This is a genomic window from Streptomyces sp. BHT-5-2 (genome assembly GCF_019774615.1).
In the GTDB taxonomy this organism is placed as follows: Bacteria; Actinomycetota; Actinomycetes; order Streptomycetales; family Streptomycetaceae; genus Streptomyces.
In genome coordinates this window covers 1,385,629-1,409,707 of sequence record NZ_CP081497.1, presented here as the reverse complement: position 1 = coordinate 1,409,707, position 24,079 = coordinate 1,385,629, and the positions used below count along the sequence as shown (strand labels likewise).

The following is a 24,079-nucleotide window of genomic DNA, read 5'->3' as shown; positions in this document are numbered from 1 at the left end:
CACGGGGGTTGACACCCCCTCACACCGCCCCACCGCGCCCGCGAAGGGCAGCCCCGGCAGGCACCGGGCCCGGCTGGGCCCCGCGCCCCGGACGCGCCCTACAGCCCCACGATCGCGTTCCACTCCTTGGCGAACCCGGTCCGCTCCTTGGCCGTGATGTCCCGCGCGATCGCCAGCCGCTCGCGCATCGCCGCGTCGGGGAAGATCAGCGGATCCTCCGCCAGCCGCGCCCGCTCCTTGTCCTTGGACGAGGCGAGCACCTCCCGCGCGGCCGGCACCGGGCAGACGTAGTTGACCCACGCGGCCAGTTCGGCCGCGACCTCCGGCTGGTAGTAGTAGTCGATCAGCCGCTCCGCGTTCCGCTTGTGGGCCGCGAGGTTGGGGATCATCATGCTCTCCGCCCACAGCTCCGCGCCCTCCTCGGGGACCACGAACTCGATGTCCGGGTTGTCCGCCTGGAGCTGGATCACGTCGCCGGAGTACGCCTGGGCGGCGAGCACATCGCCGGAGTCCAGGTCCTTGATGTAGTCGTTGCCGGTGAACCGGCGGATCTGGCCCTTCCGGACCAGCCCGCGTATCTGGTCGATCATCCGGTGGAAGTCGTCGGCGGTCCAGCGGGTGATGTCCACGCCGTTGCCCTGGAGCAGCATGGCGAACGCCTCGTCGAGCCCGGAGAGCAGCGTGACCCGGCCGCGCAGATCGGGCTTCCACAGGTCGGAGGTGTGCTTGATCTCCCGGCCCAGCTTCTTGCGGTTGTAGGCGATGCCGGTGATCCCGGACTGCCAGGGCACCGAGTGCCTGCGGCCCGGGTCGAAGGGCGGGGAGGCCAGCAGCGGGTCGAGGTGGCGGGCGACCTGCGGCTGGGCCGCGCGGTCCATCGTCTCGACCCAGCCGAGCCGGACGTAGCGGGCGCACATCCAGTCGCTGATGACGACCAGGTCGCGCCCGGTGGGCTGGCGGTTCATCAGCGCGGGACTGATCTTGCCGAAGAACTCGTCGTTGTCGTTGATCTCCTCGGTGTACGTCACGGAGATCCCGGTGCGCTTCTGGAACGCGTCGAGCGTGGGGCGGCGCTGCTTGTCGTGGTCGTCGACGTCGATGTAGAGCGGCCAGTTGGCGAAGACCAGCCGGTGGTCGCGGTCGGAGCGGTCGGGGGCCTCGCGGTCGGCGGGCTCGACGTACGCCGGCGGCACCCCGCATCCCGTCAGAGCGGCCAGCGCCCCGGTCGCACCGATTCCACCCATGCCCCGAAGCAGCGAACGCCGCGAAAGATCAACCATGGTGAGCACTCTCATGTGCCGCGGGCGGAGGCGGCAAGAGACAGAGCGTCCACTGCCGGGCCTCCGCCCGCGACGGTGTGTCGAACGTTCCGTGCCGCTCGACGGTGGGAATCCCCCTTCGGGGACGGCCGGTTCAGCCGTCCAGCGAGGTCATCACGTGCTTGATCCGGGTGTAGTCGTCGAAGCCGTAGGCCGACAGGTCCTTGCCGTAGCCGGACTTCTTGAAGCCGCCGTGCGGCATCTCGGCGACCAGCGGGATGTGGGTGTTGATCCACACACAGCCGAAGTCGAGGGCCTTGGACATCCGCATCGCGCGGGCGTGGTCCTTGGTCCACACCGAGGACGCCAGGGCGTACTCGACGCCGTTGGCCCACTCCACCGCCTGCTTCTCGTCGGCGAAGGACTGCACGGTGATCACCGGGCCGAAGACCTCCTGCTGGACGATCTCGTCGTCCTGCTTCAGGCCCGAGACGACGGTCGGGGCGAAGAAGTAGCCCTTCTCGCCGACCTGTTCGCCACCGGCCTCGATCTTGGCGTGCGCGGGCAGCCGCTCGATGAAGCCCTTGACCTGCGCCAGCTGGTTGGCGTTGTTCAGCGGGCCGTAGAGCACGTCCTCGTCGTCGACCGCGCCGGTCTTGGTCTCCGAGGCGGCCTTGGCCAGCGCGGCGACGAACTCGTCGTGGATGGACTCCTGGACGAGCACCCGGGTGGCGGCCGTACAGTCCTGGCCGGCGTTGAAGTAGCCGGCGGTGGCGATGTCCTCGACGGCCTTGGCGATGTCGGTGTCCTCGAAGACCACCACCGGCGCCTTGCCGCCCAGTTCCAGGTGGACCCGCTTGAGGTCCTTGGACGCGGACTCGGCGACCTGCATGCCGGCCCGGACCGAGCCGGTGATCGACGCCATCGCCGGGGTCCGGTGCTCGACCATCAGGCGGCCGGTCTCCCGGTCGCCGCAGACGACGTTGAACACACCGCGGGGGTGGCCCAGTTCGTCCAGGACGCTGCCGATGATGTCGGCGATCAGCACCGTGGAGGCGGGGGTGGTGTCGGAGGGCTTGAGGACGACGGTGTTGCCCGCGGCGAGCGCCGGGGCGAACTTCCATACGGCCATCATCATCGGGTAGTTCCACGGCGCGACCTGGGCGCAGACGCCCACCGGCTCGCGGCGGACGATGGAGGTGAAGCCGTCCATGTACTCGCCGGCCGAGCGGCCTTCGAGCATCCGGGCGGCACCCGCGAAGAAGCGGATCTGGTCCACCATCGGCGGGATCTCCTCGGAGCGCACGAGGGCGATCGGCTTGCCGCAGTTCTCGGACTCGGCGGCGATCAGTTCCTCGGCCCGCTCCTCGAAGCGGTCAGCGATCTTGAGCAGGACCTTCTGGCGCTCGGCCGGGATCAGGTCGCGCCAGGCGGGGAAGGCCGCCTCGGCCGCGGCCATGGCCGCGTCCACGTCCGCGGCTCCGGAGAGCGGGGCAGTGGCGTACGGCTCGCCCGTGGCCGGGTTGACCACCTCCGTGGTCCGGCCGTCGGCGGCGTCCCGGAACTCCCCGTCGATGTAGTTGCGCAGACGACGCAGTGCGGTGGTCACTGTGCGCCCCCTTCAGTTCGGATGTACCGGTGGTTGGGGTCCCACACTAGCCGCGCGAACCACGTTTTCAACACACCCACACCATTCGAACAACGGAATCCGTGCAATCTCGATCGATCAACAACTGATTTCATTGATTCGGGGTTGCCATACCGCCGAACCTCGTGCACAGTGAAGAACGTGGCGCCCCGTAATAGCAGTCATGACAGAACCGGCACTCCGTCGATCGACTCCGTCTCCCTGGCGATCATCGAGCAGCTCCAGGAGGACGGTCGCCGTCCGTACGCCGCGATCGGCAAGGCCGTCGGCCTGTCCGAGGCGGCGGTGCGACAGCGGGTACAGAAGCTGCTCGACCAAGGCGTGATGCAGATCGTCGCGGTCACCGACCCCCTCACGGTCGGTCTCCGCCGGCAGGCAATGGTCGGCATCAACGTCGAGGGCGACCTCGACCCCGTGGCCGACGCCCTGACGACCATGGAGGAGGTCGAGTACGTCGTCATGACGGCAGGCTCCTTCGATCTCATCATCGAGATCGTCTGCGAGGACGACGACCACCTTCTGGAAATGATCAACAAGCGGATCCGCACGCTTCCCGGCGTCCGATCCACCGAGAGCTTCGTGTACCTCAAGCTCCGGAAGCAGACCTACACCTGGGGAACGAGATAGCACATGAGCGAGCACAGCGAGCGAATCGACAAGGGGTGCGCGCTGCGCGAATGCCAGCCCGCCGAGCGAAGCGAGGCTTGCGCATGAGCGCCGACCTCTCCAAGACGGCGTACGACCACCTGTGGATGCACTTCACCCGCATACCTCGGTGTGGAGGTCGACGCGCCGGACCTCGTCCCGCACAACCTGCGCAGTATCGATGCCCTGTGCCGGATGTTCCAACCGAGAGCCGACACAGGCCTGGCGCAGATGCCGAAGGAGCCACACGGTGTCTGAACTCACCCTCGACGAGGCCCTGTCCACCCTTCCGACGCCCTGCTATGTGTACGATCTCGCGGAGCTCCGCACGCGCTATCAGGCCCTGCGGCGCGCTCTCCCCCAGCCGACGGATCTGCTGTACGCGGTCAAGGCAAATCCGCACCCGGACGTGGTCGCCACCCTGCTCGGTCAGGGCTGCAGTGCTGAGATCAGCTCGCCCGGAGAACTGGACGTGGCCCTGCGGGCCGGTGCGGACCCGGCGACGTTTCTCTACAACGGGCCAGCCAAACGCCGTGAGGACATCGACCGGGCCCTGCGCGCCGGTGTCCGTCATTTCTCCGTCGATTCCGCCCATGGTGTCAGGCAGTTGGCTGAGGCCGCGCGTGAGCACCGGACGGTCACTCGCTATCTGCTGCGGGTGAACCCGGAGCGGGTCAAGGCAGTGGCCGGCCTCACCATGACCGGTGTCCCCTCGCAGTTCGGCGCCGACGAGGCCGCCATCACCGCCGAGCCGGAGGCATTCACCCGGTATCCGCACGCGGTCCTGGACGGGCTTCAGCTCTACCTCGCCACCAACCTTCCTGACACCGAGGCCCTCATGGCGCAGTTCCGCGTCGCCCTTGCGATCGCGGTGCGTCTGCAGGACATGCTCGAGGTGCCGTTCGGCACGCTCGACCTCGGCGGAGGTTTCGCCGCTCCTTACGCGGTGGCCGGAGAGCCCGCAGTGAACGAGGGGCTCGCCGAGGCCCTCTCGGCCGAACTGGACACGACGTTCCCGGGGTGGCGCCAGGGCCGTCCGCGCGTGGCCTTCGAATCGGGCCGGGGACTGGCTGCCACCTGTGGGCGGCTGCTGACCCGGGTCCTCGACGTCAAACGTACGCATGGCAAGCGGATCGTCGTGCTCGACAGCGGGATCCACCACCTGGGCGGCATGGCCGGCCTGCGGCGTGTCCCGCCGCTGCGGCCCGATGTGGTGCGCGCCACGGGTCGCTTCTCGCACAGAGTCGCCGAGTCGTCCGGAGCCGAACCGGCGAGGATCTGCGGCCCGTTGTGCACTCCCCTCGACACTTGGGCCGGTGAACACCCGATCGGAGAGGTGGCCGAGGGCGACCTGCTGGCCGTGCCCAACGTCGGCGCCTACGGGCTGACCGCCAGCTTGGCACTGTTTCTCAGTCATCCCTTGCCCGTCGAAATCATCGTGGACGGTGTCCGGTTCGTCGGCGCCACCCAGCTGAGCACCCGACGTGAAGAAGTCAGCCTTTCCACCGCGACCGGTCCGGCAGACCACGCTGCCCTGTCGATCCGTTGACCATCGACTCACAACAGGAGAAAACATGGACGAGCAGTTCACCGCAGTACTTCGCCCTCACCTTCCCTACCTGCCCAACGACCGTGAGCTCGCCCCGGGCGACGGGCTCCGCGAACTGGGTCTGAACTCGATGCAGGCGATCGAGGTCCTGTTCGCGCTGGAGGACGCCTACGGCGCCGCGATACCCGATGACAAGCTCAACGACCACACCTTCGAGACCGCAGGCAATCTGTGGGAGGTCGTCGAGCAGTCCCGCGAGAAGGCAGGCGAGCTGCGATGAGCACCGCCCTTGTCACTCCAGAACCGGCCGCCACGGCAGGGCACTTAGAGGGCCGCACGGCACTGGGCATCACCAGCCCGTTGAACCTGCGACCGTCCTCCGTGGTCGATCCCGCGGCGCTGGCCGACGTGCTGGCCACGGCCCGTGAAAACGCCCCGTCCGCCGACGTGGAAGCCGCTTTCCCGACCGCCGTGATGGACCGCCTGCGCACGACCCGTCTGTTGGGCTTGGTCGTTCCCACGCGCTACGGCGGACCCGGAGGGACGGTCGACGACGTCCTCGCGGTCAGCCATGCCCTGTCCCGGGAGTGCACCTCCTCGGGAATGATCTTCGCCATGCACAGTCAGCAGGTCGAGGCCGTCGTCCGCTACGGCCCACCGCGACTGGCCGAGCAGTTGCTGCCCCGAATTGCCCGAGGCGAGGTCTATCTCGCCTCCGTCACCACCGAGGTGGGCAATGGCGGATACCTGCTCAGCGCGGGTGAGGCGGTGGAAAACCTCGGCGACACCCTGCGAGTGCAGCGGATGGCCCCCGTTGTCACCGGAGGCGAATACGCCGACGGCTACCTGATCAGCATGCGCGCGGACACTGAAGCGGCCGAGAACCAGGTGTCGCTGGTCTACGCCGATGCCCAGGACGTGACGGCCGAGCCACTCGGCGGCTGGAATCCGCTGGGCATGCGGGCCACGCGCAGCGTCCCGATGCGCTTCGACGGCGCGGTCCCCCACGGCAACGTGATCGGAGGGTCAGGCCGCTTCAGGGAGATCGTCACCGAGACTTTCGGGCCGCTGGCCCACCTCGGCTGGTCTGCCTGCTGGCTGGGCACCGCGGCCGGAGCGCTGGCCCGGACGGTCGCCTGGCTGCGCAGTCCGGCCGAACGCAAGCACCGGGACATGACCTCCGACCTGCTGCGAAGTCGCCTGTCCCACATCCGGCAGCGACTGGATCTGGTGCATGCGCTGATCGCACACGGCACCGATGTGTACAAGACCTCGCAGTCCCCCCAGGCCGCGCCGTATCAACTGCTGATGAACGCCGTCAAACTCACCGCGTCACAGGAGTGCCTGGCCGCGGTCAACGACCTGATCGAGTTGGTCGGTATGCGTCACGGCTACCTCAAGAACTCCGAACTGGGCCTGGAGCGCGCGGTACGTGACCTGCGGTCGGCCGCGCTCAACTACAGCAATGACCGGCTCCACGCCGTCGACGGTGCGATGGCCCTCTTGGACAGCGAGGTGCGCTTTGTCTGACACGGCGGCGCAACGCACCCGTTGGCTGTGGGCCGAACTCGGCGGCGCCACGCTGCGCGATGTGTTCGCCAAACCCGACCCTCGCTATGGATACGATCCGCATCACCTACGCAATCTGCTGGCGGACGTCGATGCCCGTGCCGCATTGGGCTCCACCCCAGCGTCTGCGTCCAGGTGGCGAACGCCCTGCCGCTGCTGCTGGCGGCCTGGCGTGGCTCCGCCCACCGGCTGACCACCGTGGCCGAGGACATTCTGGATGGCACGGCGCAGATCGGCGTCGCTGCCACCGACGGGGCCGCCCCTGGGTCGGACCTGACCAGTCTGGGGACCACCGTAGAGTTCTCCGGCGACCGGGTCGAACTGACCGGGACCAAACGCTGGATTGTCAACGCCATGACAGCCGAGTGGGCGCTGGTACTGGCCCGGCACGCGCCAGGGCGACAGTTCACCAGCTTCACCCTGCTCCTCGTACCGCTGGACGCGCCCGGCGTCACCCGGAGCCCCGCCGACACCACCGCCTTCAACGGCTCCGCTCTCGGCGACCTGACCTTCGACCGCGTCCAGCTCGGCACCGGCCACGTCATCGGTGGACGGGGGCGCGGGCTGGCCCTGTTCGCCCGGCAGATGGCCGGTGAACGCCTCGCCAGCGGACTGTGGGCGGAGGCACTGGCCGGCCGGGTCCTCGCTGAGGTGCGAACCCACCTGTCCGAACGCCGCATCGCCGGGGCACCCCTGTGGCACAACGCGGCGGTTCGCCAGCGCTATGCGGAAGCGGTCCTCACCCACCAGACCCTCCGGGCGCTCTGCGACCGTCTGAGCCAACCGCGCCCTGACAACCCCGGCGGTCTGGATGAGGCGATGGCCCTCACCGCAGTGGTCAAGGCCGCCGGCGCACGAGCCCTGGACACCGTTTTGGACACCTGCGGCCCCTTGATGGGAGCCGACGGCTTCAAGTCTGACGGCATACAGCAACTACGCCTGGAGACCGCCATGTTCGGGATCGCGGGCGGTACCACCGCCACTCTTCTGGACCTGATCGCCGATCATTCCGAAGCGCTCGTACCGGCAGTGGCAACGGCAGGTGCGTGATGAGCCGCCCGCAGAGCACAACCCTCGACGGGGGACTCGGCCGCTGGCGCGTACTCAGCTGCTACACCGCGAACCTCGCGGCCTACCTGGAGGAATGCCGACCCGCCGATGACGTGGCGGACACCCTCGCACGCTCGGTGCGCCTGGCCGTGCGCACCGACCTGGCCGACGGCATCGGCTTCTCCCACCACAGCACACCACTCAACCAAACCCGGGAGGGCCGCACTCTCGTCTACCGGGGGAGCGACCGGCCCGACGAAGTAGCCGAGGCACTGCGGCAGGAATACGCGTCGCGGGGGTGTCTGCTGATTCTCACCCACAGCTCGCACCTTCCATGGTCCCTCTCAGGGCCGGAGCACGATGCCCCGCACTTCCTGCTGGTCGACTCCTACGATCCGCATCAGGGCCGTTGGCACGCTGTGGACCACTTCGCGGGCCTGATGGCGTCCGGGCAGGAGCAGAAAGCCTTCGAAGGCTGGGTCACCACCACCGTCCTCTTGGACGCCATGTGCGGCCCGGCGGACTTCACACCCGATCAGGAGCTACGCAACCAACTTGTCTTCGGTTTCCCCGTCGCACTGCCACCCACCCGTTACCGGTGGCTGACCTGGACAGACGCCCCGGAAGGGGATGGTGAGCCGCAGGGTCGGTGGCTGTATGAGCCCCAGGAGGTGTGGTCCTTCCTCGCCGGCAGACTGAACGAGGACATGACCGCCGGCTTCCGGCCCGGATTCCTCGACGACCTGTGGGGCGCCTCCCAACACCACCGGTTCCGCTACACGCGCCTGCTCGCCACGGAGGGCGTCGCCCGCCCGGACCTGTGTGCACTGGTCGACGAGGCCGACGGTGCATGGGCACACCTGCCGCAGACGCTGCGGTTCGCCGCGGACTCCGCACTGCGCGGCCGCCCCCGCACGGCACTGGTCACCACGACCCTCGAACACCTCGCGGAGAAGGAACACGCCCTTAGGCGCGCCGCCCCCCACTTCGGCCCGCCGTCCTGGGCATCACAGCCCCCGTTGTCGAGGAGCCAGCCATGAACTCACCCACCACCGGCCTCGCGGCTCTCGTGCACGCGTCCGTCCGGCGCCACGGCTCCGAGCCTGCACTGGAAGTGGCGGGCACCTCGTTGACCTACGACGAGATGTGGGCGGCTGCCGGCCAGTTGGCCCGGCGTCTGGTCTCCCGATGTGGCAGTCGGCCTGCCCGAGTCGCCCTGCACGCCCGCCGGGACGCGGTCACCTACCTGGGATACCTGGCGGCGCTGCGACTGGGCGCCACCGTGATTCCGCTCAACCCTGAGTTCCCCCTCGCACGGAACACCGCGATCGTCCGCGCCGCCGGGGCGGACGCCGTCGTCGGGTCGGATGCAGACGTCTGTGCTCATCTGGTCCGGGAGGGACGTCCCACCGCCTGTGCCGTCGCCGGCCAGGAGCTCCTCGCAGCGGCCGAGCGGACCGAGCCCGGGCTGCCTGACACGCCGGTGGTGGGTCCCGAGGACACCGCGTACATCCTGTTCACCTCCGGCTCCACCGGCAGGTCCAAGGGCGTCCCCATTCGGCACGGCAACGTGTGCGGATACGTCGAGCATCATGCGCGGCAACGCCGTTCCGGGCCGGGGAGCAGGTTCTCCCAGTCCTTCGATCTGACCTTCGATCCCTCCGTCTACGACATGTTTGTGGCCTGGTGCAGCGGGGCCACTCTCGTGGTCCCCTCCCGCGAGGAACTTCACGACCCCGTCGATTTCATCAACCGGCAGCGCATCACCCACTGGTTCTCGGTGCCGTCGGTGATCTCACTGGCCCGCAGGATGCGTCGGCTTCCCGCCGGCAGCATGCCGGGACTGAAGTGGTCGCTCTTCGCCGGCGAACAGCTCACCTGGGAACAGGCGGACGCCTGGCAACGCGCTGCTCCTGCAAGTCGGTTGGAGAATCTCTACGGGCCCACGGAACTGACCATCACCTGCACCGGCTACCAGGTGCCCGATTCCCCCTCCCTGCGCCCGCAGACCCGCAACGGCACCGTCCCCATCGGTTACCCGCATCCGCTCGTCGACCATGTGCTTGTGGACGAGGGCAGCCATGTCGGGGACGAGGGTGAGCTATGCGTGCGCGGACCTCAGAGGTTCGCCGGCTATCTCGACCCGGCCGACAACACGAACAGGTTCGTCCGCATCGCCGACGGCCGGGCGCATCCGGTACAGATCTCCGATTCAGCGCCGGCCGAGGTGTACTACCGCACCGGCGACTTGGTCTCCAGGCACGCCTCAGGTGTCCTCGTCCACCACAGCCGTCTGGACAACCAGGTGAAGCTGCACGGGTACCGGGTCGAGCTCGGTGAGGTGGAAGCCGTGCTGCGCACCCACCCTGGGACGGAGGAAGCCGTGGTGGTCGTGCCCGAGGGCACAGCGGACCCAGTGGCCTTCTACACCGGTACAGAGTCCGAGGCAGCAGACCTGATGGCGCATCTGCAGCGGTCCTTGCCCTGGTACATGGTGCCCAGCCGGTACCGCTGTCTGCGGCAACTGCCACTCAACGGCAACGGCAAGGTCGACCGCCGCGCTCTGACCGCGCTGGCGGACGGCAGCGCCAAGCCGACCAACGCGCCATAGCGGACGACGGCCGTGACCATCATTTTTCGAGCCCAAGGAGCACGCACGACCATGGACATCGATCAGATTCTTGACCGCACGTCTGCGGCAAGAATGGCGGCGCCCCCGATAGGCGACGGCGCCTACCGCGCGTTCGTTCAGGCCATCCGGGCACGCATCGACGAGCATTGGCCTTTCATCCTCGAGGGCAACGCCCGCGACCTGGCCGCCGCCCGGGAACAGGGGCTGTCAGAGGCTCTGCTGGAACGTCTGCGTCTCACCGACGCCCAACGCATATCCCTGGAGCGTGCCTGCGTCTCCATCGAACGGAACCTGCCGGACCAGGCTACTGTCCAGGACAGTTCACTGGTCACGGCGACGGCACGTTCCCACCGCGTGCGACGCCCGCTCGGCGTCATCCTCATGATCTTCGAGTCTCGGGCGGAAATCGCGATCCGAAGCGCGGCGATGTGCGGTGCGACCGGCAATGCTGTCTTGTTGCGCGGCGGCAAGGAAATGACCGAAACCGCCAGGTCGATCAGCGGGCTTCTCAGTGCGGCGTTGGCAGATGCCGGACTCCCCGAGGGCCTGGTGACCCTTCTCGACAGCAGCGACCGCCGCCAGCTCAAAGAGCTGCTGCGTCGCGATGATGCCATCGATGTCATCATTCCCCGCGGCAGTCCCAGCTTGATCGAGCATTGCCGTACCGCATCGCGGATTCCTCTGATCGCCAGCGGCGGCGGCGTGAACCACATCTACGTCCACCACAGCGCCGACCTCCAGGCCGCGGCACGGCTGACCCTGGACTCCAAACTCTTCGACCCGGCGGCCTGCACAGCGCTCGACATGGTCCTGGTGGACGACTCCGCCGTCGACGCCTACCTGGCGGCCCTCGATCAGGCCGTCGAGCACGACCCGGAATCCAAACGGTGCATCTTGCGCCTTCCGCAGGAACTCGTCTGCCGGGTCCCTGCTGCGCTGTCGGCCCAGATCGACCCTACCCGGCTGGGTCCGCACGACAACGGCCGCGAATACATGAGCCCGACGCTGGCGATACGCCCCGTTTCCGGCCTGTCGGAGGCCATCGAGCACATCAACCGCTTCGGCTCCGGACACACCGAGGGTGTTATCGCCGCGAGCCAGGAGGCTCGCGCCGCATTCGGGCAGCGGATCGACGCGGCGACGATCGTCGTCAACGGCTCCTTGCGGCTGAACGACGCCGCCGCGATGGGGATCGGCACCGCGCTCGCCATCAGCACCGGTCGACTGCACGTCCGTGGGCCGGTGACGTTGGAATCCCTCTACACCTACAGCTGGACCGTCGAGGGCACCGTCGACACGCACACCTGACGCCGGCTCCGCGGACCTTCCACTGGAGCACATCACCATGACAAGGAGACAGCGATGACCACCAACCCCCGTCTCGCCCCGCCCCGCTCTGAAGTGGCCACGATCGTGAAGCGCATGCTCATCGCCGAGTCACGCCTCACCATGGAACCCACCGAGTTGCGTGACGACGAGCCCCTGACCGGCCCCGTCCTCAACGTGAGTTCCTTCGGGTTCGTCGGCATGTTCATCCGGCTCGAAGACGAACTCGGAGTCGAGCTCCCGGACGACCTCTTCATCGACCGGGTGTTCACGACGGTCAACGACATCGTCAACGTCGTCAGCGAAGCCGCTGGTCGTGCCCAGGACGAGACGGAGTAGCGCGGGATGACAAATCCTCCTTCCACTGCCGCCCTACCCGACCATGACACCTTCCGTTCGGTCCTTGGGCACTTTCCCTCCGGGGTCACCGTGGTCACCGGTGGAGCGCCGGACTCCCCCGTGGGGTTTACCTGCCAGTCGTTCTCCTCGCTCTCCCTGGACCCGCCGCTGGTCGTCGTGCTTCCCGGCCGCTCGTCCCGCAGTTGGCCGGCGATCGCGGCATCCGGCCGCTTCTGCGTCAATGTTCTCGCTGAGCACCAGCGACAGCTCAGCAACGTCTTCGCGCACTCGGGCGCGGACAAGTTCGCCGACGTGCGGTGGTCCCTGACCCCGCTGGGGTCACCGCTTCTCGCCGGAGTGTCGGCGTGGATCGACTGCGACGTCAAGGAGATCCACCCGGGCGGCGACCACTTCATCGTCGTGGGCGAGGTACGTCACTGCGGAGCGGCCGCAGCGCCCCCGCTGGTGTTTCACCGTGGCCGGTATCAGGGCATACGAGGCGCATCCGGGTGCGACCCGGTGGCCTCCTCCGGACTTCCCAGGAAGGCTCCCAGCCTCGGACGTCGTCCCGGGGACGTACGGTCGACGGTCTGACTGGGCGACAGCCGCGGCCGGGCGACGCACCCGGCCGCGGCTTGCCGCACGGCACGCACTCACACGGCCGGTCCGCGGTCTCATGCCGGTGATCTGGCGAGAGTGGGAGAAAGCTCGTCCATGAGCTGCGCCACGGTTACATCGCTCAGCAAACGTCCGACGGCGATCTTCACACCGGCCTCGGCCAGCAGGAGCTTATGGAGCCGCATGGCCATCAAGGAGTCGAGCCCCTGGTCCCGCAGCGGCCGGCGCACCTCGATCTCCTGCGGCGCGCTGTGCATGATGGCAGCCAGGCAACGCAGCAAGGTTTGTGCCGGTGCCTCGGTATCCCGCACGCCGGCCGGCTGCTGCGGCAGTGACGCTGTCCGCTGTGCCGGAACGCGGATCGGCGTGTGGGGGGCCGGCAGCGCCGGAGTCACGCGATACCGCTGGGGCCCGCGGTCGGGGCACATTCCCCGGGAAAGCAATGCAGCCAGCGCGGAGCCGATCCGCCCACGGCTGTGTGGTCCGCCCGTGTCCAACCTGCGCAGCAGGATGCCCTGGAATTCGGCGAGGAGGTGCCCCTCCGGCCCCAGCAGCCGGACATCGCCCCTCGGCGGCCGGCCTCGTACCTGTGTGAAGCGAGTCATGCTCCACATCTGAGCGGTGAGGCGCCCGTGGAAGGCGACGCGAGAGAAGACAGTCGGAATGTAGACACTGGTGCCTGCGTGTGCCTGCGGCAGGGCGGCCAGCAGCGGCAGCAGTCCGGACTCCAGGTCTGCGTAGGAGGGGGTCTGGGGGAAGCGGAGCCAGGCGACGGACTCCCCGGAGCGCGCCCACAGTTGGGTGATCGGGAGGGAGCCCTCTTCCTTGTCGTATCCCCATCGCAGGGTCAACTGCCGGAAGGCTTCGGGAGCCAGATAGGAACGGCAACGGGCGAGAGCCATGTTGATGTCCTTGCTGGCGTCCAGGGGTCGCTCGCCGGTCATGGGCCGAAGGCGCCCGGTCGCCCGGAGCGTGGTGACACACGCGGCGCCTTCGAGCGACTCCATGGTCACCGACCGGCTGCCGTCGCTGTCGGGGGCGTCCACGGCCACGCGAACGCGGATCTCCGCGTCTTCGTGGAGTGGCGGGGAGACCGCTTCGAGCCGCGTGTTTTCCAGCGCGAACCGCTGCCCGGTCATCTCCGTGACGGTGTCGAGGGCAGCATTCATGATCATGGCAGGCGGCGTGGGAGCGAGTCCCTGCAAGGAGACCGGCACGCTGGGGCTATCGAGCGCTACGGTTCGTACCTCGGTGAGACCGGATGCCTCCGTTCTGCTCCGGAACGGCCTGTCGTCCCAGACATAGCCGGGAAGAGGAACCGGACGGGCCTTGTCGCCAGCCCAGAGATTCCAGTCGATGTCACCACCGTGGGAGTAGAGCCTGCCAAGCGCGCGGGCCATCACGAGTGTGTCGTCCTGGTCACGCATCATGGACGGGACGGCCCATCCTCCGGCCTCTGCCGCAGCGAGTGTCTCCTCGACGGCGTGCGTCAGCACAGGATGCGGGCTGAGCTCGATGAAGACGGTGTCTTCTTGCATCGCCGCGGTGCGCACGGCGTCGACGAAGCGAACCGTCTTTCTGAGGTTGTCCACCCAGTAGGCGCCCGAGAGTTCCTCGCCCTGCACCAGGGCACCGGTAACGGTCGACAGCATCGGTGACTGAACAGCCGCCGGCGCGAGATCGGCGAGGGCCGCGCAGAGGTCGTCGCGTATCAGGTCCATATCGGGTGAATGGGAGGCGACGCTCACCTTCACCCTACGTGCCGTCTCCCCTGCGGCGACGAGTTCTTCCTCGATCCTGCCGAGCACCTCGGGGTCACCAGCGAGAACGGTGGCCTGGGGCGCGTTCTTTGCGGCTACACACACCGCGGGTCCATATCGGTCTGCCACCCGAAGGGCATCCGGGGCCGACAGTCCCACCGCCAACATGGCCCCGCGTCCAGCCAGCCGCTTCATCAGCCGGCTCCTGCGGCAGATGACGGCCGCCGAGTCGGCAAGGGGCAAGGCACCGCACACATACGCTGCCGCCGCTTCGCCCATGCTGTGTCCGATGCACAGGTCGGGCCGGACTCCCAGCTGCCGCCAGTGTGCCGCCAGACTGATCTGCACCGCCCACAGAAGCGGCTGGACGATGTCCATTTCCGCCAGATCCTCCTCCCGTCCTCGGGTGAGAATCTCCAGCGGCGACCAACCACTCTCGGCCACCACGGCCCGGTCGCAGGCCGACATCGCAGCACGAAACGCAGTTGACTCCGCGAGCAGCCTGCGGCCCATGCCCAGCCACTGCGAGCCCTGGCCGGGGAAGACGAATGCAATGCGCCTGGGCCCCTCGAAGCCGCACTCGGCGATGCCGCCGTCGGCGATCTCTCCTCCTTCGGAGAGGGCACGCAGTCGGTCGGCGAGTTCGTCCGCGGTGCCGCCGACCACCCACAGTCGACAGGCATGGTGATCACGGCGGGCCGCAGCGGTGGCGCAGACGTCAGCCAGGGAAAGTGACCGCCCCTTGCCACCCGGCTCCAGGTAGGAGGCGTACGACTGTGCCAAACGGCGCAGGGACTTCATGGAGCGTGCGCTCAGGACAAGGAGGTAGGGCGTCTCCGAAGGCGCCGGGACGACGGACACCTCTGCCTGCCCGCCGGTGTACTCCCCCACGATCACGTGGGCGTTGGTCCCGGCAATACCGAAGGAGCTGACTCCCACCACAGCCGCATCCCCCGTCGGCGTCAGCTCTGCGGTACCTCGTACGACCTCGACTGGCAGACCGTCCGCCAAGGCCGGGTTGGGCGTGGTGAGGTGAAGTGAGCCGGGGACGAGCCGATGCCGGGCCACGAGCACCGCCTTGATGAGTCCCGCGATGCCCGCTGCGGCTTCCGTGTGCCCTATGTTGGTCTTCACTGAGCCGACTCGCAGGGGCCGTTCAGGAGTACGCTCTCCTGCCACGGCATCCGCCAGTCCCTGTAGCTCGGCCAGATCTCCGACCCGGGTCCCGGTGCCGTGTGCCTCGACATAGTCGAGTTGACCTGGAGTGATCCCGGCAGAGATGCAGGCCTCCCACATGGCCGCAACTTGGCCGGAGGCAGCGGGCTTGAGCAGCAGTCCGCTACCGCGCCCGTCGTTGACGACCGCGCTTCCCCTGAGTACCGCGAGGACGGGATCACCGTCACGCTCAGCGTCCACCAACCGCTTGAGGACGACCGCACCGATGCCGTCGCTACGCACGAACCCGTCGGCCCTGGCATCGCCGAACTTGCACCGCCCGTCGGGGGCCAGCATGGACCCTTGTGAGTAGGCCACCGCGTCGGTGGCCGACAGCACGATGTTGACGCCGGCCGCTATTGCGAGGTCGCAGTCCGCGGTGAGAAGGCTGCGCCTGGCGGTGTGCACCGCGACGAGGGACGACGAGCACGCGGTGTCGAGTACGAGGCTCGGTCCCTGCAGGTCGAAGGTGTACGAAACGCGTCCGGCGGTGACCGCACGCAGTCTGTTCCCTGCGGCCTCCCGCACATCGGTGTCGGCCGTACGCGCGGATATCTCGCCGTACTCTGCCGTTGCCTGGCCGACGAAGACCCCAGTACGGCTTCCCGCCAGGGACGACGGCCGGATACCGGCATGTTCCAGCGCTTCCCAGGTCACTTGTAGCAGGAGACGTTGCTGGGGATCCATGCCGGTGGCCTCAAGTGGGGAGATGCCGAAGAACGCGGCATCGAAGTGGAAGGGAGACTCGAGGAAGCCCCCGTAACGGGAGACGGTCTTCCCTGGCGTTCCTGGCGACGGGTCGTAGTGCTCCGCGATGTCGAAGCGATCGCCCGGGACCTCCGTGATGGCGTCCACCTGGTCGGTGAGTAGCCGCCAGTACTGATCCACGCTCTCCGCTTGAGGGAAGCGGCAGCCCATTCCGATTACAGCGACGGCGTCTTCCGCCGATCCTCTGGCAGGCGCCTGTCCCGTGATCATCCTTGCTCACCCCGTCGATGTCAGCGCTGCCTGGGCAGCGATTTGGTGCTAACTCAGGCCAAATTTGCACCGCGGGTCAAGTTTGGCCTCCAGGCTTGCTTCGAGCTGAACTCTAGTCACAACTCCCTTCAACTGGGCCTGATTTGATGAGGGACACACACTTCAGCAGCGCGGAGCAAGGCCCCTCCCTTGAGTGCGATACATACCGGTCACCCGGAATGCTGGCCCGGCCAGGCACGACACAACACCACATCGATCACGACGGAAGCTGTCCGAAAATTCTTGAACTCTAGTCTATGAATAACCTTGGGTCCGGCCATAAGGTATGCCCGAGACGCGACTGATCTTCAATCAGAGGGGGCCCTATGCGATTCGAAGTCACCGGACCATTACGCGTCGTAGGAGACGACGGCGCCGCGGTGGCGCTGCCACGCGGAAGGGTCCGACAGCTCCTGACCGCGCTGCTGCTCCAGGATGGACCGGTCCCAGAGACCAAACTGTGCGAGTGGCTGTCGCAGGGCACACGCCCTATGGCCGGCAGCACCCTCCGGACCCACATCGCCGCGCTGCGCCGGGCCTTGGGCTCCGCAGCCGACAGGGTACGAACCGTCCCCGCCGGCTACCTGATCGAGGTCCGCACCGGGGAATTGGATCTGGCGGAGTTCAGGGACCTCTCCTCCCGCGGCCGCGAGGCTCTGTCCGCCAGCGACTACGCGGCGGCAGGCAGGCTGCTACGACAGGCGGCGGACCTGTGGCGCGGGCCAGTGCTCACCGACGTCCCCGACTCTCCTGACGTCTGGCCTCTCGTCATGGAACTGGATGAAGAACGGCAGTTGGTGGCCGAGGGACTTGTCGATGCCCGGCTTCACCTCGGGGAGCACCGAGAACTCATACCGGAGCTACGGGCCCGCGCCTCAATGGATCCGCCTCAGGAACGTGTCGTGGAACAACTCATGACGGCCCTGTACCGCAGCGGAAGGCGAATTGAGGCATGCGACGCGTACCGCCGGCTGCGAAAGCTCCTCGCCGAGGCATACGGAGTCGAACCCGGGTCTGCGGTTGAGAGACTCCACCAGCGCATCCTCGCCGACCACTCGGACCTCCGCCTCGCCGGTGCCATGACCGCGTAGACGCCAGTCGGTACAGTCCGCCTGGCAGATGGCGTCAGTCATCACCGCGCTCTCTTACGCCTCGGCACCCTGGCCGGATGCTGCGGTGGTATCGCCGGAGCCCGCGAGCATCGCCGCTTCCCGGACCCGAGATATGTCTGCCAGCCGTCGGCCTTCCACCCCTACAATGCGGATCCCACTGCCGTCGTGGATCAGCGCGCGGACGAGTGGGCAGGCACCATAACGGTCTTGGGAAGCGTGTGCCGCATGCTCATGATGGGCGTCCGTCAGGGTGATCGTTGATCCAGGACAGGCCGCCCAGGTCGAGGTGTTGGCGGGCGCAGGTGATGGCGGCGTAGGCCAGGCGAGCTTCGCTCTCGTCGATGGGGCCGGGAAGGGGGCGGCCGCTCGCGTCGTGTTCTTCGGTGTCTTCGGGCGGGGTGAAGTCGTTGGCGATGCGGACGCAGGGCCATTCGCGGCCTTTGGCCTTGTGAGCTGTGGAGACGGTCACCTCCGCCTGCTCCTCGGGCTGAATGCGAGCGATGGCGGCCAGAAGAGCGTCAGTGCCATGGGTGTCGACGAGGTCGACCAGGGGCTGGAGGTCACGGCCGGCCGGGTCGTGGGCGGCGTAGTCCTGGACCTCGCCCCAGCAGGTGAACAGCACCAGTTCCGGGTGTGCGGTGCGGCGGCCCTCCTTGAGGTCGCGGGCGGCAAGCGCCAGGGCCTGCAGGCTCTCTCCTCCTCCGACCAGGGCCACTCTGGCTCTGGTGGCCAGCAGGTCCATGACGGTGGCCATGGCGCCGACGTTGGTGCGGCACAGCACCGCATCCGCGCGGTCCACTGGCCCTACTTCCGTGGGCACGATCTCGGTGCCGCTCAGGCGGATCGGGGCATCGGCGACGGCCAGCCACCGGTTCGCCTCGGCTGCCAGGCGGGGGCCGAAGCGGAAGGACTGGGACAGGGCCAGAGCTGTGCCTTCGAATCCGGTCATGACGTCGCGGGCGCCGCGCCAGTGGTAGATGGCCTGGGCGGAGTCGCCGACCATCACCAGCTGGGCGTGGTCGCGTTGGGCGGTGAAGATCTGCTCGACGACGGGATTGGTGTCCTGGGCCTCGTCCAGGAGCAGGAATTCGGCGGCGATCTGTGGGTGGGTGAGAGCCCAGATCTTGAGGTAGTGGTCGTGGTCGAAGCGGACCACTCCGTCCTCGGGGTGTTGCAGGTCGGCCCATGCCTTGCGGGCGAAGGGCACGATGGTCCGGGCGAACTGGGTGTGCAGGGCGTCGTCTTCCAGTCCGCGCAAGCGGGGCACGTGGTGGGAGTCCAGGTGGTCGTCGGCGGAGCGGCAGAAGCGGGTGACGGTGCGCAGGGTGGTGTTGGACAGGGTGCGGGTGCTGATGTCGTGGTCGCCGATGCGCAGGGGTTTGGTGATGCCGAGGGCCGGTCCTGTGCGCCAGCTGGGTTGGCGGGGGCCGCCCAGGCGGCGGGCGAAGCGGTGGCCGAGGGCGGCGTAGGCCATGGCGTGTGCGGTCTTGCAGGTGACGGTGGCGGGGAAGCGGGTGGCGGTGTCTTGAGCAATGGCGCGGTTGTAGGCGAGGTAGCGGCCGCAGCGTTGGGTGCCGTGGGCGAGGAGGGCCAGGGTGGTGGTTTTGCCGGTGCCGGCGCCGGCTTAGAGGACCAGGTGGTCGCCGGCGTGGAAGGCGTCGGCTGCTGCTGTCTGTTCGTCGGTGGGGTTGAGCACGTGGGTTCCGTCTGGTCGGTGGCGGGTGCGGGCGTGGAGGGGGCACGTGGTGCTATCGGTCGGCTGCGGAACGGCGGCGTCGGGTGGCGGTAGGCAGTCGGGTGTGGATGTGGGTGTGGTGCAGGAGGGGGTCGAAGACTTCCCATTCGGCCAGCGCCAGGTCTGGTGCCTGTGAGGGGGCGGCGTGGAGGGGGCATCGTTGGGCGCGCCAGCGCAGCTGTTCTGGGTAGGGCAGGTGGTTGAGGTTGTAGAGGGCCATCTGTGAGGTGGGAAAGGCAAGTTGTCCGCGGTGTGGTGTCGCGGGCGTGAGTGTCCAGGTTCCCGCTGGTGCTTGTGGGGAGAGGACAGGGTGGGTGCATCGGTGGCGTTGACGGGTCTGGGCGACGCACTGGATGTTGTCGAGGGGGGTGGGGGCGAGGTAGCGGCAGTAGAGCAGTTGCACCACCGGCCTTGCTGGTCGGCAGGCAGTCGGCCGTGTTGGTGTGATGGGTTGGGTGGATTGTGGGATGAAGGCGCCGGTGTCGATGAGGTGTCGGGTGTATAGGGCCAGGCGGCGGCGTAGTTCGGTGAGCTTCGGGGTGAGGGGCTCGTCGGTGGGGTGGGTGGGGCAGAGGGCGGTGTGGGGGATGCGGCACCAGGGGGTGCCGTCGTGTGCGGGGTGGGCGATGCCGGAGCTGACATGCCAGCGGTATGGGGCGGGGACGCCGGCCGCGGGTACCTCGTGCGGGTGGAGGCTGATGGGGTTGTGGTTGGTGCGTGTGTGCCAGTTGATGCGGTTGCCGCAGTCGCGGCAACGGCTGGGCTGGGCGGAGCACAGGAGCCGGCTGGGGCTGTCCGCAGCGACGCGCAGGGCACGCGGGCGGTGATGTGGTCGGACGGGGGTGCCGTCCCATCGGCGGCCGGATGAGGTAGTGGTGGAGCGCATGTCCGTGAAGGTGACAGGAGGCGCGCCGGGAACACGGTGTCAGTGCCGCCGCGGTCCCGCATACGGACCAATCTCCATGCAAACACGTTCGAATCTACGTACACGCGTCCGCAAGGGGTTGCTGGATCGGGTGATCCGCCGGAGTTGGACCGTGGGGGTTATTCGGCGGTGCCGGCCGGGGGCGCGTGCCCCTCGCAGAGGGTGCCGAGGAGGTGGTCGACGGGGACGCCTAGGAGTTGTCTTCAAATGTCACGCCCACATCAGGAGCGAGGCGAGGGTGACGGCTGCCTGATAGGACTCGGTGGTCTTGTCGTAGCGGGTGGCGATGCCGCGCCATTGCTTCAAGCGGTTGAAGCAGCGTTCGACCACGTTGCGCAGTTTGTAGAGCCCTTTGTCGAAGGCGGGCGGGCGTCCTCCTCGACTGCCACGCCGGAGCCGGTTGCGGATCTGGGCGGCCCGTTCGGGGATGGTGTGGGCGATGCCCTGCCGTCTGAGCCAGGTCCGGATGGCCCGGGAACTGTAGCCCTTGTCTCCCCGCACGTGGGCAGGCCGGATTCGTGGCCGTCCAGGGCCAGGCCAGGGCACCCGTATCGCCTCCACCGCGGTGAACCGGGTGCAGTCGTTGGTGTTGCCGCTCGTGACGGTGAAGGCGAGCGGGCAGCCGACAGCGTCGCAGGCCAGGTGAATCTTGCTGGTCAGACCACCTCCGGACCGTCCGAGTGCCGGGCTGCGGAGCCCCCTTTTCGGGCCCCGGCTGCGTGCTGGCGAGCGCGGACAACGGTGGAGTCGACCGACACCAGACAGTCGACGTCCCCCGCCGCGTCCGCCCTCGTCTGCGCGGCCCGCAGCATTCGCTCGAACGTGCCGTCCAGCGCCCATCGGCGGAAGCGGGTGTGCAGCGTCGCCCACAGGCCGCACCGCTCGGGCACATCCCGCCAGGCCACCCCCGTCCGGAACCTCCACACGATCCCGTTGAGCACGGTGCGGTCATCCAACCGCTTCCGCCCCCGCAAGGACTCCGGCAACAGCGGCCGGACGAACTCCCACTCCGCATCCGACAGTTCATGACGACGTATCACCCGACCATGATCCACCACTCGAGATCATTTGAAGACACCGCCTAGCAGACGCGCTGCCCGGACCCGCGCCCCGATCCCCCGCCGCTGCAGGGGATCTGCCCCGCCTACGGTCGGCGGGCGAGGGTAATGATCTCCTGGCTCACCGGGGTGACGGGTCCGCGCTGCCAGTCACCATAACGGGCCTCGACCTCGAAGCCCGCCTCGGCCAGGAACGCGTCGAGTGCCAGGACATCCAGGAAGCGCAGGCTGGCCCGGTCGACACGCAACACGGTGCCATAGGGATCAGCGGTCGTCCCGGTGAACGTGACCGCACCGTCGACGACGGCCTCGACCTCATGCCAAACACGCAGGATCCGGCCGGCCGCGTCGGTGATGTCCGTTGCGTTCGACGGATTCCATGCCTCCCAGGCTCGCGCCCGCGGATGGCGGGTCTCGAAAGCGAACCTGCCGCCCTCGCGCAGTGCGGCACGGATCGCGCCGAGCGAAGCACGGACATCGTCGTCAGTGACCAGGAACTGAAACGCGTGGCCGGTCATCGTCGCAAGGTCGAATTCAGCTTCCCACTTCGCGCCAGCCGCCATGCCGTCGATCCACTCGATATCGGCACGCCGCCGGGCGCGGGCGAGGGCAGCGGGGTCCGGATCAAGGCCCACGAGACGCCCGACATGACCGTGCTCGCGCGACCAGCGCAGCATCGATCCGGTGCCGCAGCCGACGTCCAGCACTGAGCCTGCGGCCATCACCAACTCGGCATAGAACGCGTCGCCGGACCATCGCTCCGGATCCCACGGGTTCAGCAAGTCATACAACGCAGCAGCATCAGCGTCTGAGTACACCGCGACAGTGTCCACGGACCCATCATGGCCCTCAACCAGATTACGGCGACGGAACACGACGCAGCCTGCACAGGCGACCAATTGGCCAACTACGTGACGTCAGCCATGGGGAATTACGGGCTCAGTCACTGATCTTGTGATCGGGTGATCTCCAGGTGGCGCGACTGTGATCATGGTTCGCGTGTACTTCGCGAAGTCTTGAGGCGCTTGTTCCTCATCTGGCCGGTGTCGTGGTGGAGTTGGTGGAGCGGTCGGTCGGCGCGATCACCATGCATGCCCGCGTGCGTGCGGCCGATGGACGGTGCCCGCACTGCGGCCGTGCGTCCAGCCGGGTGCATGGCCGGTATCTGCGGCGGTTGTCGGATGCGGCGATCAGCGGTGCCCGGGTGGTGATCGAGCTGCTGGTGCGCCGGTTCCGGTGCCTCAACACGGCCTGCGCGGCCGTGACGTTCGTCGAGCAGGTGACCGGGCTGACCAGCCCGCACGCCCGCTTCACCCCGCTGCTGCGGGGGATGCTGACCAGCATCGCGGTGGCTCTGGCCGGGCGGCCGGGGAGCCGGCTCGCGGCGGTCCTGGGGATGCCAGTGGCGAAGGACACGCTGTTACGCCTGCTCCGGGCCCTTCCCGAGGAACCGGTGGGGCAGATTCGGGTGTTGGGGGTTGACGATTTCGCCATGTGCAAGGGCGACTCGTACTCGACGATCTTGGTGGATCTGGAGCAGCGGCGGCCCGTCGACGTGCTGCCGGGGCGCGAGGCCGAGCCGCTGGCCGCGTGGCTCCGCGACCACCCCGAGGTGGAGATCGTTTGTAGGGACCGCGGCGGGGCCTATGCCGAGGGAGCCCGCTCCGGCGCCCCGCAGGCGTCACAGATTGCCGACGGCTGGCATTTGTGGAGGAATCTGGGTGAAGCGGTGGAGAAGACCGTCGGTACCCATCATGCCTGCGTCCGGACCGTGTTCGCGACCTCCGTACCGGCGAGCCCGCCGCCCGGAGACGATATCTGGCAGTTGCCGCCACCCGTAGCTGCCTCCACGCTCGATGCCTGCGGGCGCGAGCGCCGCCTGGTGATCCGGACGAAGGAGCGGTACACCGCCGTACAGCAACTTCTGGCCGACGGCAGTTCGCTGGAGGGCATCTGCCGGACGCTGCGGCTGGACCGGTCCACCGTGCGCCGCTTCGCCCGCGCCACCAGCATCGACGAACTGCTCGTCAAAGCGACGAACCGAGCAAGCATCCTCGACCCGTACACGGCCCACCTCCACCAGCGGTGGAACGAGGGCTGCCGGGACAGCGCACAACTCCACGCAGAAATCGGGGCGTTGGGGTTCCCAGGCAGCATCCAGACCACCCGACGCTACCTGCGTCCCTTCAAGTCCTCCGCCACCGCACCGCCAGCGCCCCGTGTGGCACCGCGCCCCCGCCGTATCGTCCGACGGATCACGACGAACCCCGGCAACCTCCCGGACGAGGACGCCCTCGCGCTCAAGGAAATCCGTGCCGGCTGTCCCGAACTGGATGCAGTCACCCAGCACGTCCGCGACTTCGCCACGATGATGCGGGACAAGACGGGCAGCGAACTCCCCGCCTGGATGGAACGCGTCGAACACGACGACCTCCCCGCACTGCACTCCCTGGTCAACGGTCTGCGCCGGGACCAGGACGCCGTCATCGCCGGCCTGTCCAGCTCCTGGAGCTCCGGCCAGGTCGAGGGTCAGAACACGCAAGTCAAACGGATCAAAAGGGACGGATACGGCCGGGCTAACTTCGACCTCCTCCGGATTCGCATCCTCCAGCGAGCATGACC

Annotated in this window: 17 protein-coding genes and 2 pseudogenes; 12 read left to right on the top strand and 7 right to left on the bottom strand. The window is 68.0% G+C overall.

What is annotated here, in order from left to right; genetic code table 11:
• Positions 1 to 98: 98 nt before the first annotated feature.
• Complete coding sequence (locus K2224_RS34175; RefSeq protein WP_221911010.1) at positions 99 to 1,280, bottom strand: spermidine/putrescine ABC transporter substrate-binding protein; 1,182 nt, start codon at positions 1,278 to 1,280, stop codon at positions 99 to 101.
• Between the two features lie 133 nt (positions 1,281 to 1,413).
• Entirely contained in the window at positions 1,414 to 2,868 is a 1,455-nt protein-coding gene (locus K2224_RS34170) for a gamma-aminobutyraldehyde dehydrogenase (RefSeq protein ID WP_221911009.1), read from the bottom strand.
• Between the two features lie 180 nt (positions 2,869 to 3,048).
• Between K2224_RS34170 and K2224_RS34165 the strand changes: the two genes are divergently transcribed.
• The 10 genes from K2224_RS34165 (at position 3,049) to K2224_RS34120 (ending at position 12,611) form a co-directional block, all read left to right on the top strand.
• Positions 3,049 to 3,534: an Lrp/AsnC family transcriptional regulator gene (locus tag K2224_RS34165; RefSeq protein WP_260693647.1), complete on the top strand. Its 486-nt coding sequence runs from the start codon at positions 3,049 to 3,051 to the stop codon at positions 3,532 to 3,534.
• A gap of 268 nt (positions 3,535 to 3,802) precedes the next feature.
• Complete coding sequence (locus K2224_RS34160) at positions 3,803 to 5,101, top strand: alanine racemase (RefSeq protein ID WP_221906905.1); 1,299 nt, start codon at positions 3,803 to 3,805, stop codon at positions 5,099 to 5,101.
• Positions 5,102 to 5,126: 25 nt separating this feature from the next.
• Positions 5,127 to 5,381, top strand: a complete 255-nt coding sequence (locus K2224_RS34155) for a phosphopantetheine-binding protein (protein WP_221906906.1) — start codon at positions 5,127 to 5,129, stop codon at positions 5,379 to 5,381.
• On the top strand, positions 5,378 to 6,631 hold the full coding sequence (locus K2224_RS34150; RefSeq protein WP_221906907.1) for an acyl-CoA dehydrogenase family protein: 1,254 nt from the start codon (positions 5,378 to 5,380) through the stop codon (positions 6,629 to 6,631). The genes K2224_RS34155 and K2224_RS34150 overlap by 4 nt, the downstream gene beginning before the upstream one ends.
• A gap of 174 nt (positions 6,632 to 6,805) precedes the next feature.
• Entirely contained in the window at positions 6,806 to 7,720 is a 915-nt protein-coding gene (locus K2224_RS34145; protein ID WP_221911007.1) for an acyl-CoA dehydrogenase family protein, read from the top strand.
• The gene (locus K2224_RS34140; RefSeq protein WP_221906909.1) at positions 7,720 to 8,760 is read left to right on the top strand and encodes a hypothetical protein; all 1,041 of its coding nucleotides are present in this window, start codon (positions 7,720 to 7,722) and stop codon (positions 8,758 to 8,760) included. Before K2224_RS34145 ends, K2224_RS34140 begins: the two co-directional genes overlap by 1 nt.
• Entirely contained in the window at positions 8,757 to 10,331 is a 1,575-nt protein-coding gene (locus tag K2224_RS34135) for an amino acid adenylation domain-containing protein (RefSeq protein WP_221906910.1), read from the top strand. Before K2224_RS34140 ends, K2224_RS34135 begins: the two co-directional genes overlap by 4 nt.
• Before the next feature lie 51 nt (positions 10,332 to 10,382).
• On the top strand, positions 10,383 to 11,660 hold the full coding sequence (locus K2224_RS34130; protein ID WP_221906911.1) for a glutamate-5-semialdehyde dehydrogenase: 1,278 nt from the start codon (positions 10,383 to 10,385) through the stop codon (positions 11,658 to 11,660).
• A 54-nt stretch (positions 11,661 to 11,714) separates the two neighbouring features.
• A complete protein-coding gene (locus K2224_RS34125; RefSeq protein WP_221906912.1) occupies positions 11,715 to 12,017 on the top strand; it encodes an acyl carrier protein in 303 nt (100 codons plus the stop codon).
• 6 nt (positions 12,018 to 12,023) lie between these two features.
• Entirely contained in the window at positions 12,024 to 12,611 is a 588-nt protein-coding gene (locus K2224_RS34120; protein ID WP_221906913.1) for a flavin reductase family protein, read from the top strand.
• 80 nt (positions 12,612 to 12,691) lie between these two features.
• On the opposite strand, the gene K2224_RS34115 is transcribed toward K2224_RS34120, so the two are convergent.
• Positions 12,692 to 16,588, bottom strand: a complete 3,897-nt coding sequence (locus tag K2224_RS34115; protein ID WP_221906914.1) for a type I polyketide synthase — start codon at positions 16,586 to 16,588, stop codon at positions 12,692 to 12,694.
• 365 nt (positions 16,589 to 16,953) lie between these two features.
• Here K2224_RS34115 and K2224_RS34110 point away from each other — a divergent pair, with 365 nt between their 5' ends.
• A complete protein-coding gene (locus K2224_RS34110; RefSeq protein ID WP_221906915.1) occupies positions 16,954 to 17,718 on the top strand; it encodes an AfsR/SARP family transcriptional regulator in 765 nt (254 codons plus the stop codon).
• A gap of 250 nt (positions 17,719 to 17,968) precedes the next feature.
• Here the strand turns inward: K2224_RS34110 and K2224_RS34105 are convergent.
• The 4 genes and pseudogenes from K2224_RS34105 to K2224_RS34090 all read right to left on the bottom strand — a co-directional run bounded on the left by K2224_RS34105 (position 17,969) and on the right by K2224_RS34090 (position 22,275).
• A pseudogene (locus K2224_RS34105) lies at positions 17,969 to 19,435 on the bottom strand (UvrD-helicase domain-containing protein).
• A gap of 52 nt (positions 19,436 to 19,487) precedes the next feature.
• The gene (locus K2224_RS34100) at positions 19,488 to 20,360 is read right to left on the bottom strand and encodes a DUF6083 domain-containing protein (protein WP_221906916.1); all 873 of its coding nucleotides are present in this window, start codon (positions 20,358 to 20,360) and stop codon (positions 19,488 to 19,490) included.
• A 249-nt stretch (positions 20,361 to 20,609) separates the two neighbouring features.
• Positions 20,610 to 21,439: pseudogene (locus tag K2224_RS34095) on the bottom strand (IS5 family transposase).
• A 104-nt stretch (positions 21,440 to 21,543) separates the two neighbouring features.
• Complete coding sequence (locus K2224_RS34090; protein ID WP_221909692.1) at positions 21,544 to 22,275, bottom strand: bifunctional 2-polyprenyl-6-hydroxyphenol methylase/3-demethylubiquinol 3-O-methyltransferase UbiG; 732 nt, start codon at positions 22,273 to 22,275, stop codon at positions 21,544 to 21,546.
• Between the two features lie 269 nt (positions 22,276 to 22,544).
• On the opposite strand from K2224_RS34090, the gene K2224_RS34085 reads away from it, so the two are divergent.
• Positions 22,545 to 24,077, top strand: a complete 1,533-nt coding sequence (locus K2224_RS34085; protein ID WP_260693455.1) for an ISL3 family transposase — start codon at positions 22,545 to 22,547, stop codon at positions 24,075 to 24,077.
• Positions 24,078 to 24,079 lie beyond the last annotated feature (2 nt).

What these genes read in the sequence shown, in the direction of transcription:
- K2224_RS34175 (WP_221911010.1), bottom strand. Translation starts at nt 1,280, where the DNA reads ATGGTTGATCTTTCGCGGCGTTCGCTGCTTCGGGGCATGGGTGGAATC.
- K2224_RS34155 (WP_221906906.1), top strand. Translation starts at nt 5,127, where the DNA reads ATGGACGAGCAGTTCACCGCAGTACTTCGCCCTCACCTTCCCTACCTG.
- K2224_RS34150 (WP_221906907.1), top strand. Translation starts at nt 5,378, where the DNA reads ATGAGCACCGCCCTTGTCACTCCAGAACCGGCCGCCACGGCAGGGCAC.
- K2224_RS34140 (WP_221906909.1), top strand. Translation starts at nt 7,720, where the DNA reads ATGAGCCGCCCGCAGAGCACAACCCTCGACGGGGGACTCGGCCGCTGG.
- K2224_RS34135 (WP_221906910.1), top strand. Translation starts at nt 8,757, where the DNA reads ATGAACTCACCCACCACCGGCCTCGCGGCTCTCGTGCACGCGTCCGTC.
- K2224_RS34130 (WP_221906911.1), top strand. Translation starts at nt 10,383, where the DNA reads ATGGACATCGATCAGATTCTTGACCGCACGTCTGCGGCAAGAATGGCG.
- K2224_RS34125 (WP_221906912.1), top strand. Translation starts at nt 11,715, where the DNA reads ATGACCACCAACCCCCGTCTCGCCCCGCCCCGCTCTGAAGTGGCCACG.
- K2224_RS34120 (WP_221906913.1), top strand. Translation starts at nt 12,024, where the DNA reads ATGACAAATCCTCCTTCCACTGCCGCCCTACCCGACCATGACACCTTC.
- K2224_RS34115 (WP_221906914.1), bottom strand. Translation starts at nt 16,588, where the DNA reads ATGATCACGGGACAGGCGCCTGCCAGAGGATCGGCGGAAGACGCCGTC.
- K2224_RS34110 (WP_221906915.1), top strand. Translation starts at nt 16,954, where the DNA reads ATGCGATTCGAAGTCACCGGACCATTACGCGTCGTAGGAGACGACGGC.
- K2224_RS34100 (WP_221906916.1), bottom strand. Translation starts at nt 20,360, where the DNA reads ATGCGCTCCACCACTACCTCATCCGGCCGCCGATGGGACGGCACCCCC.
- K2224_RS34085 (WP_260693455.1), top strand. Translation starts at nt 22,545, where the DNA reads ATGCATGCCCGCGTGCGTGCGGCCGATGGACGGTGCCCGCACTGCGGC.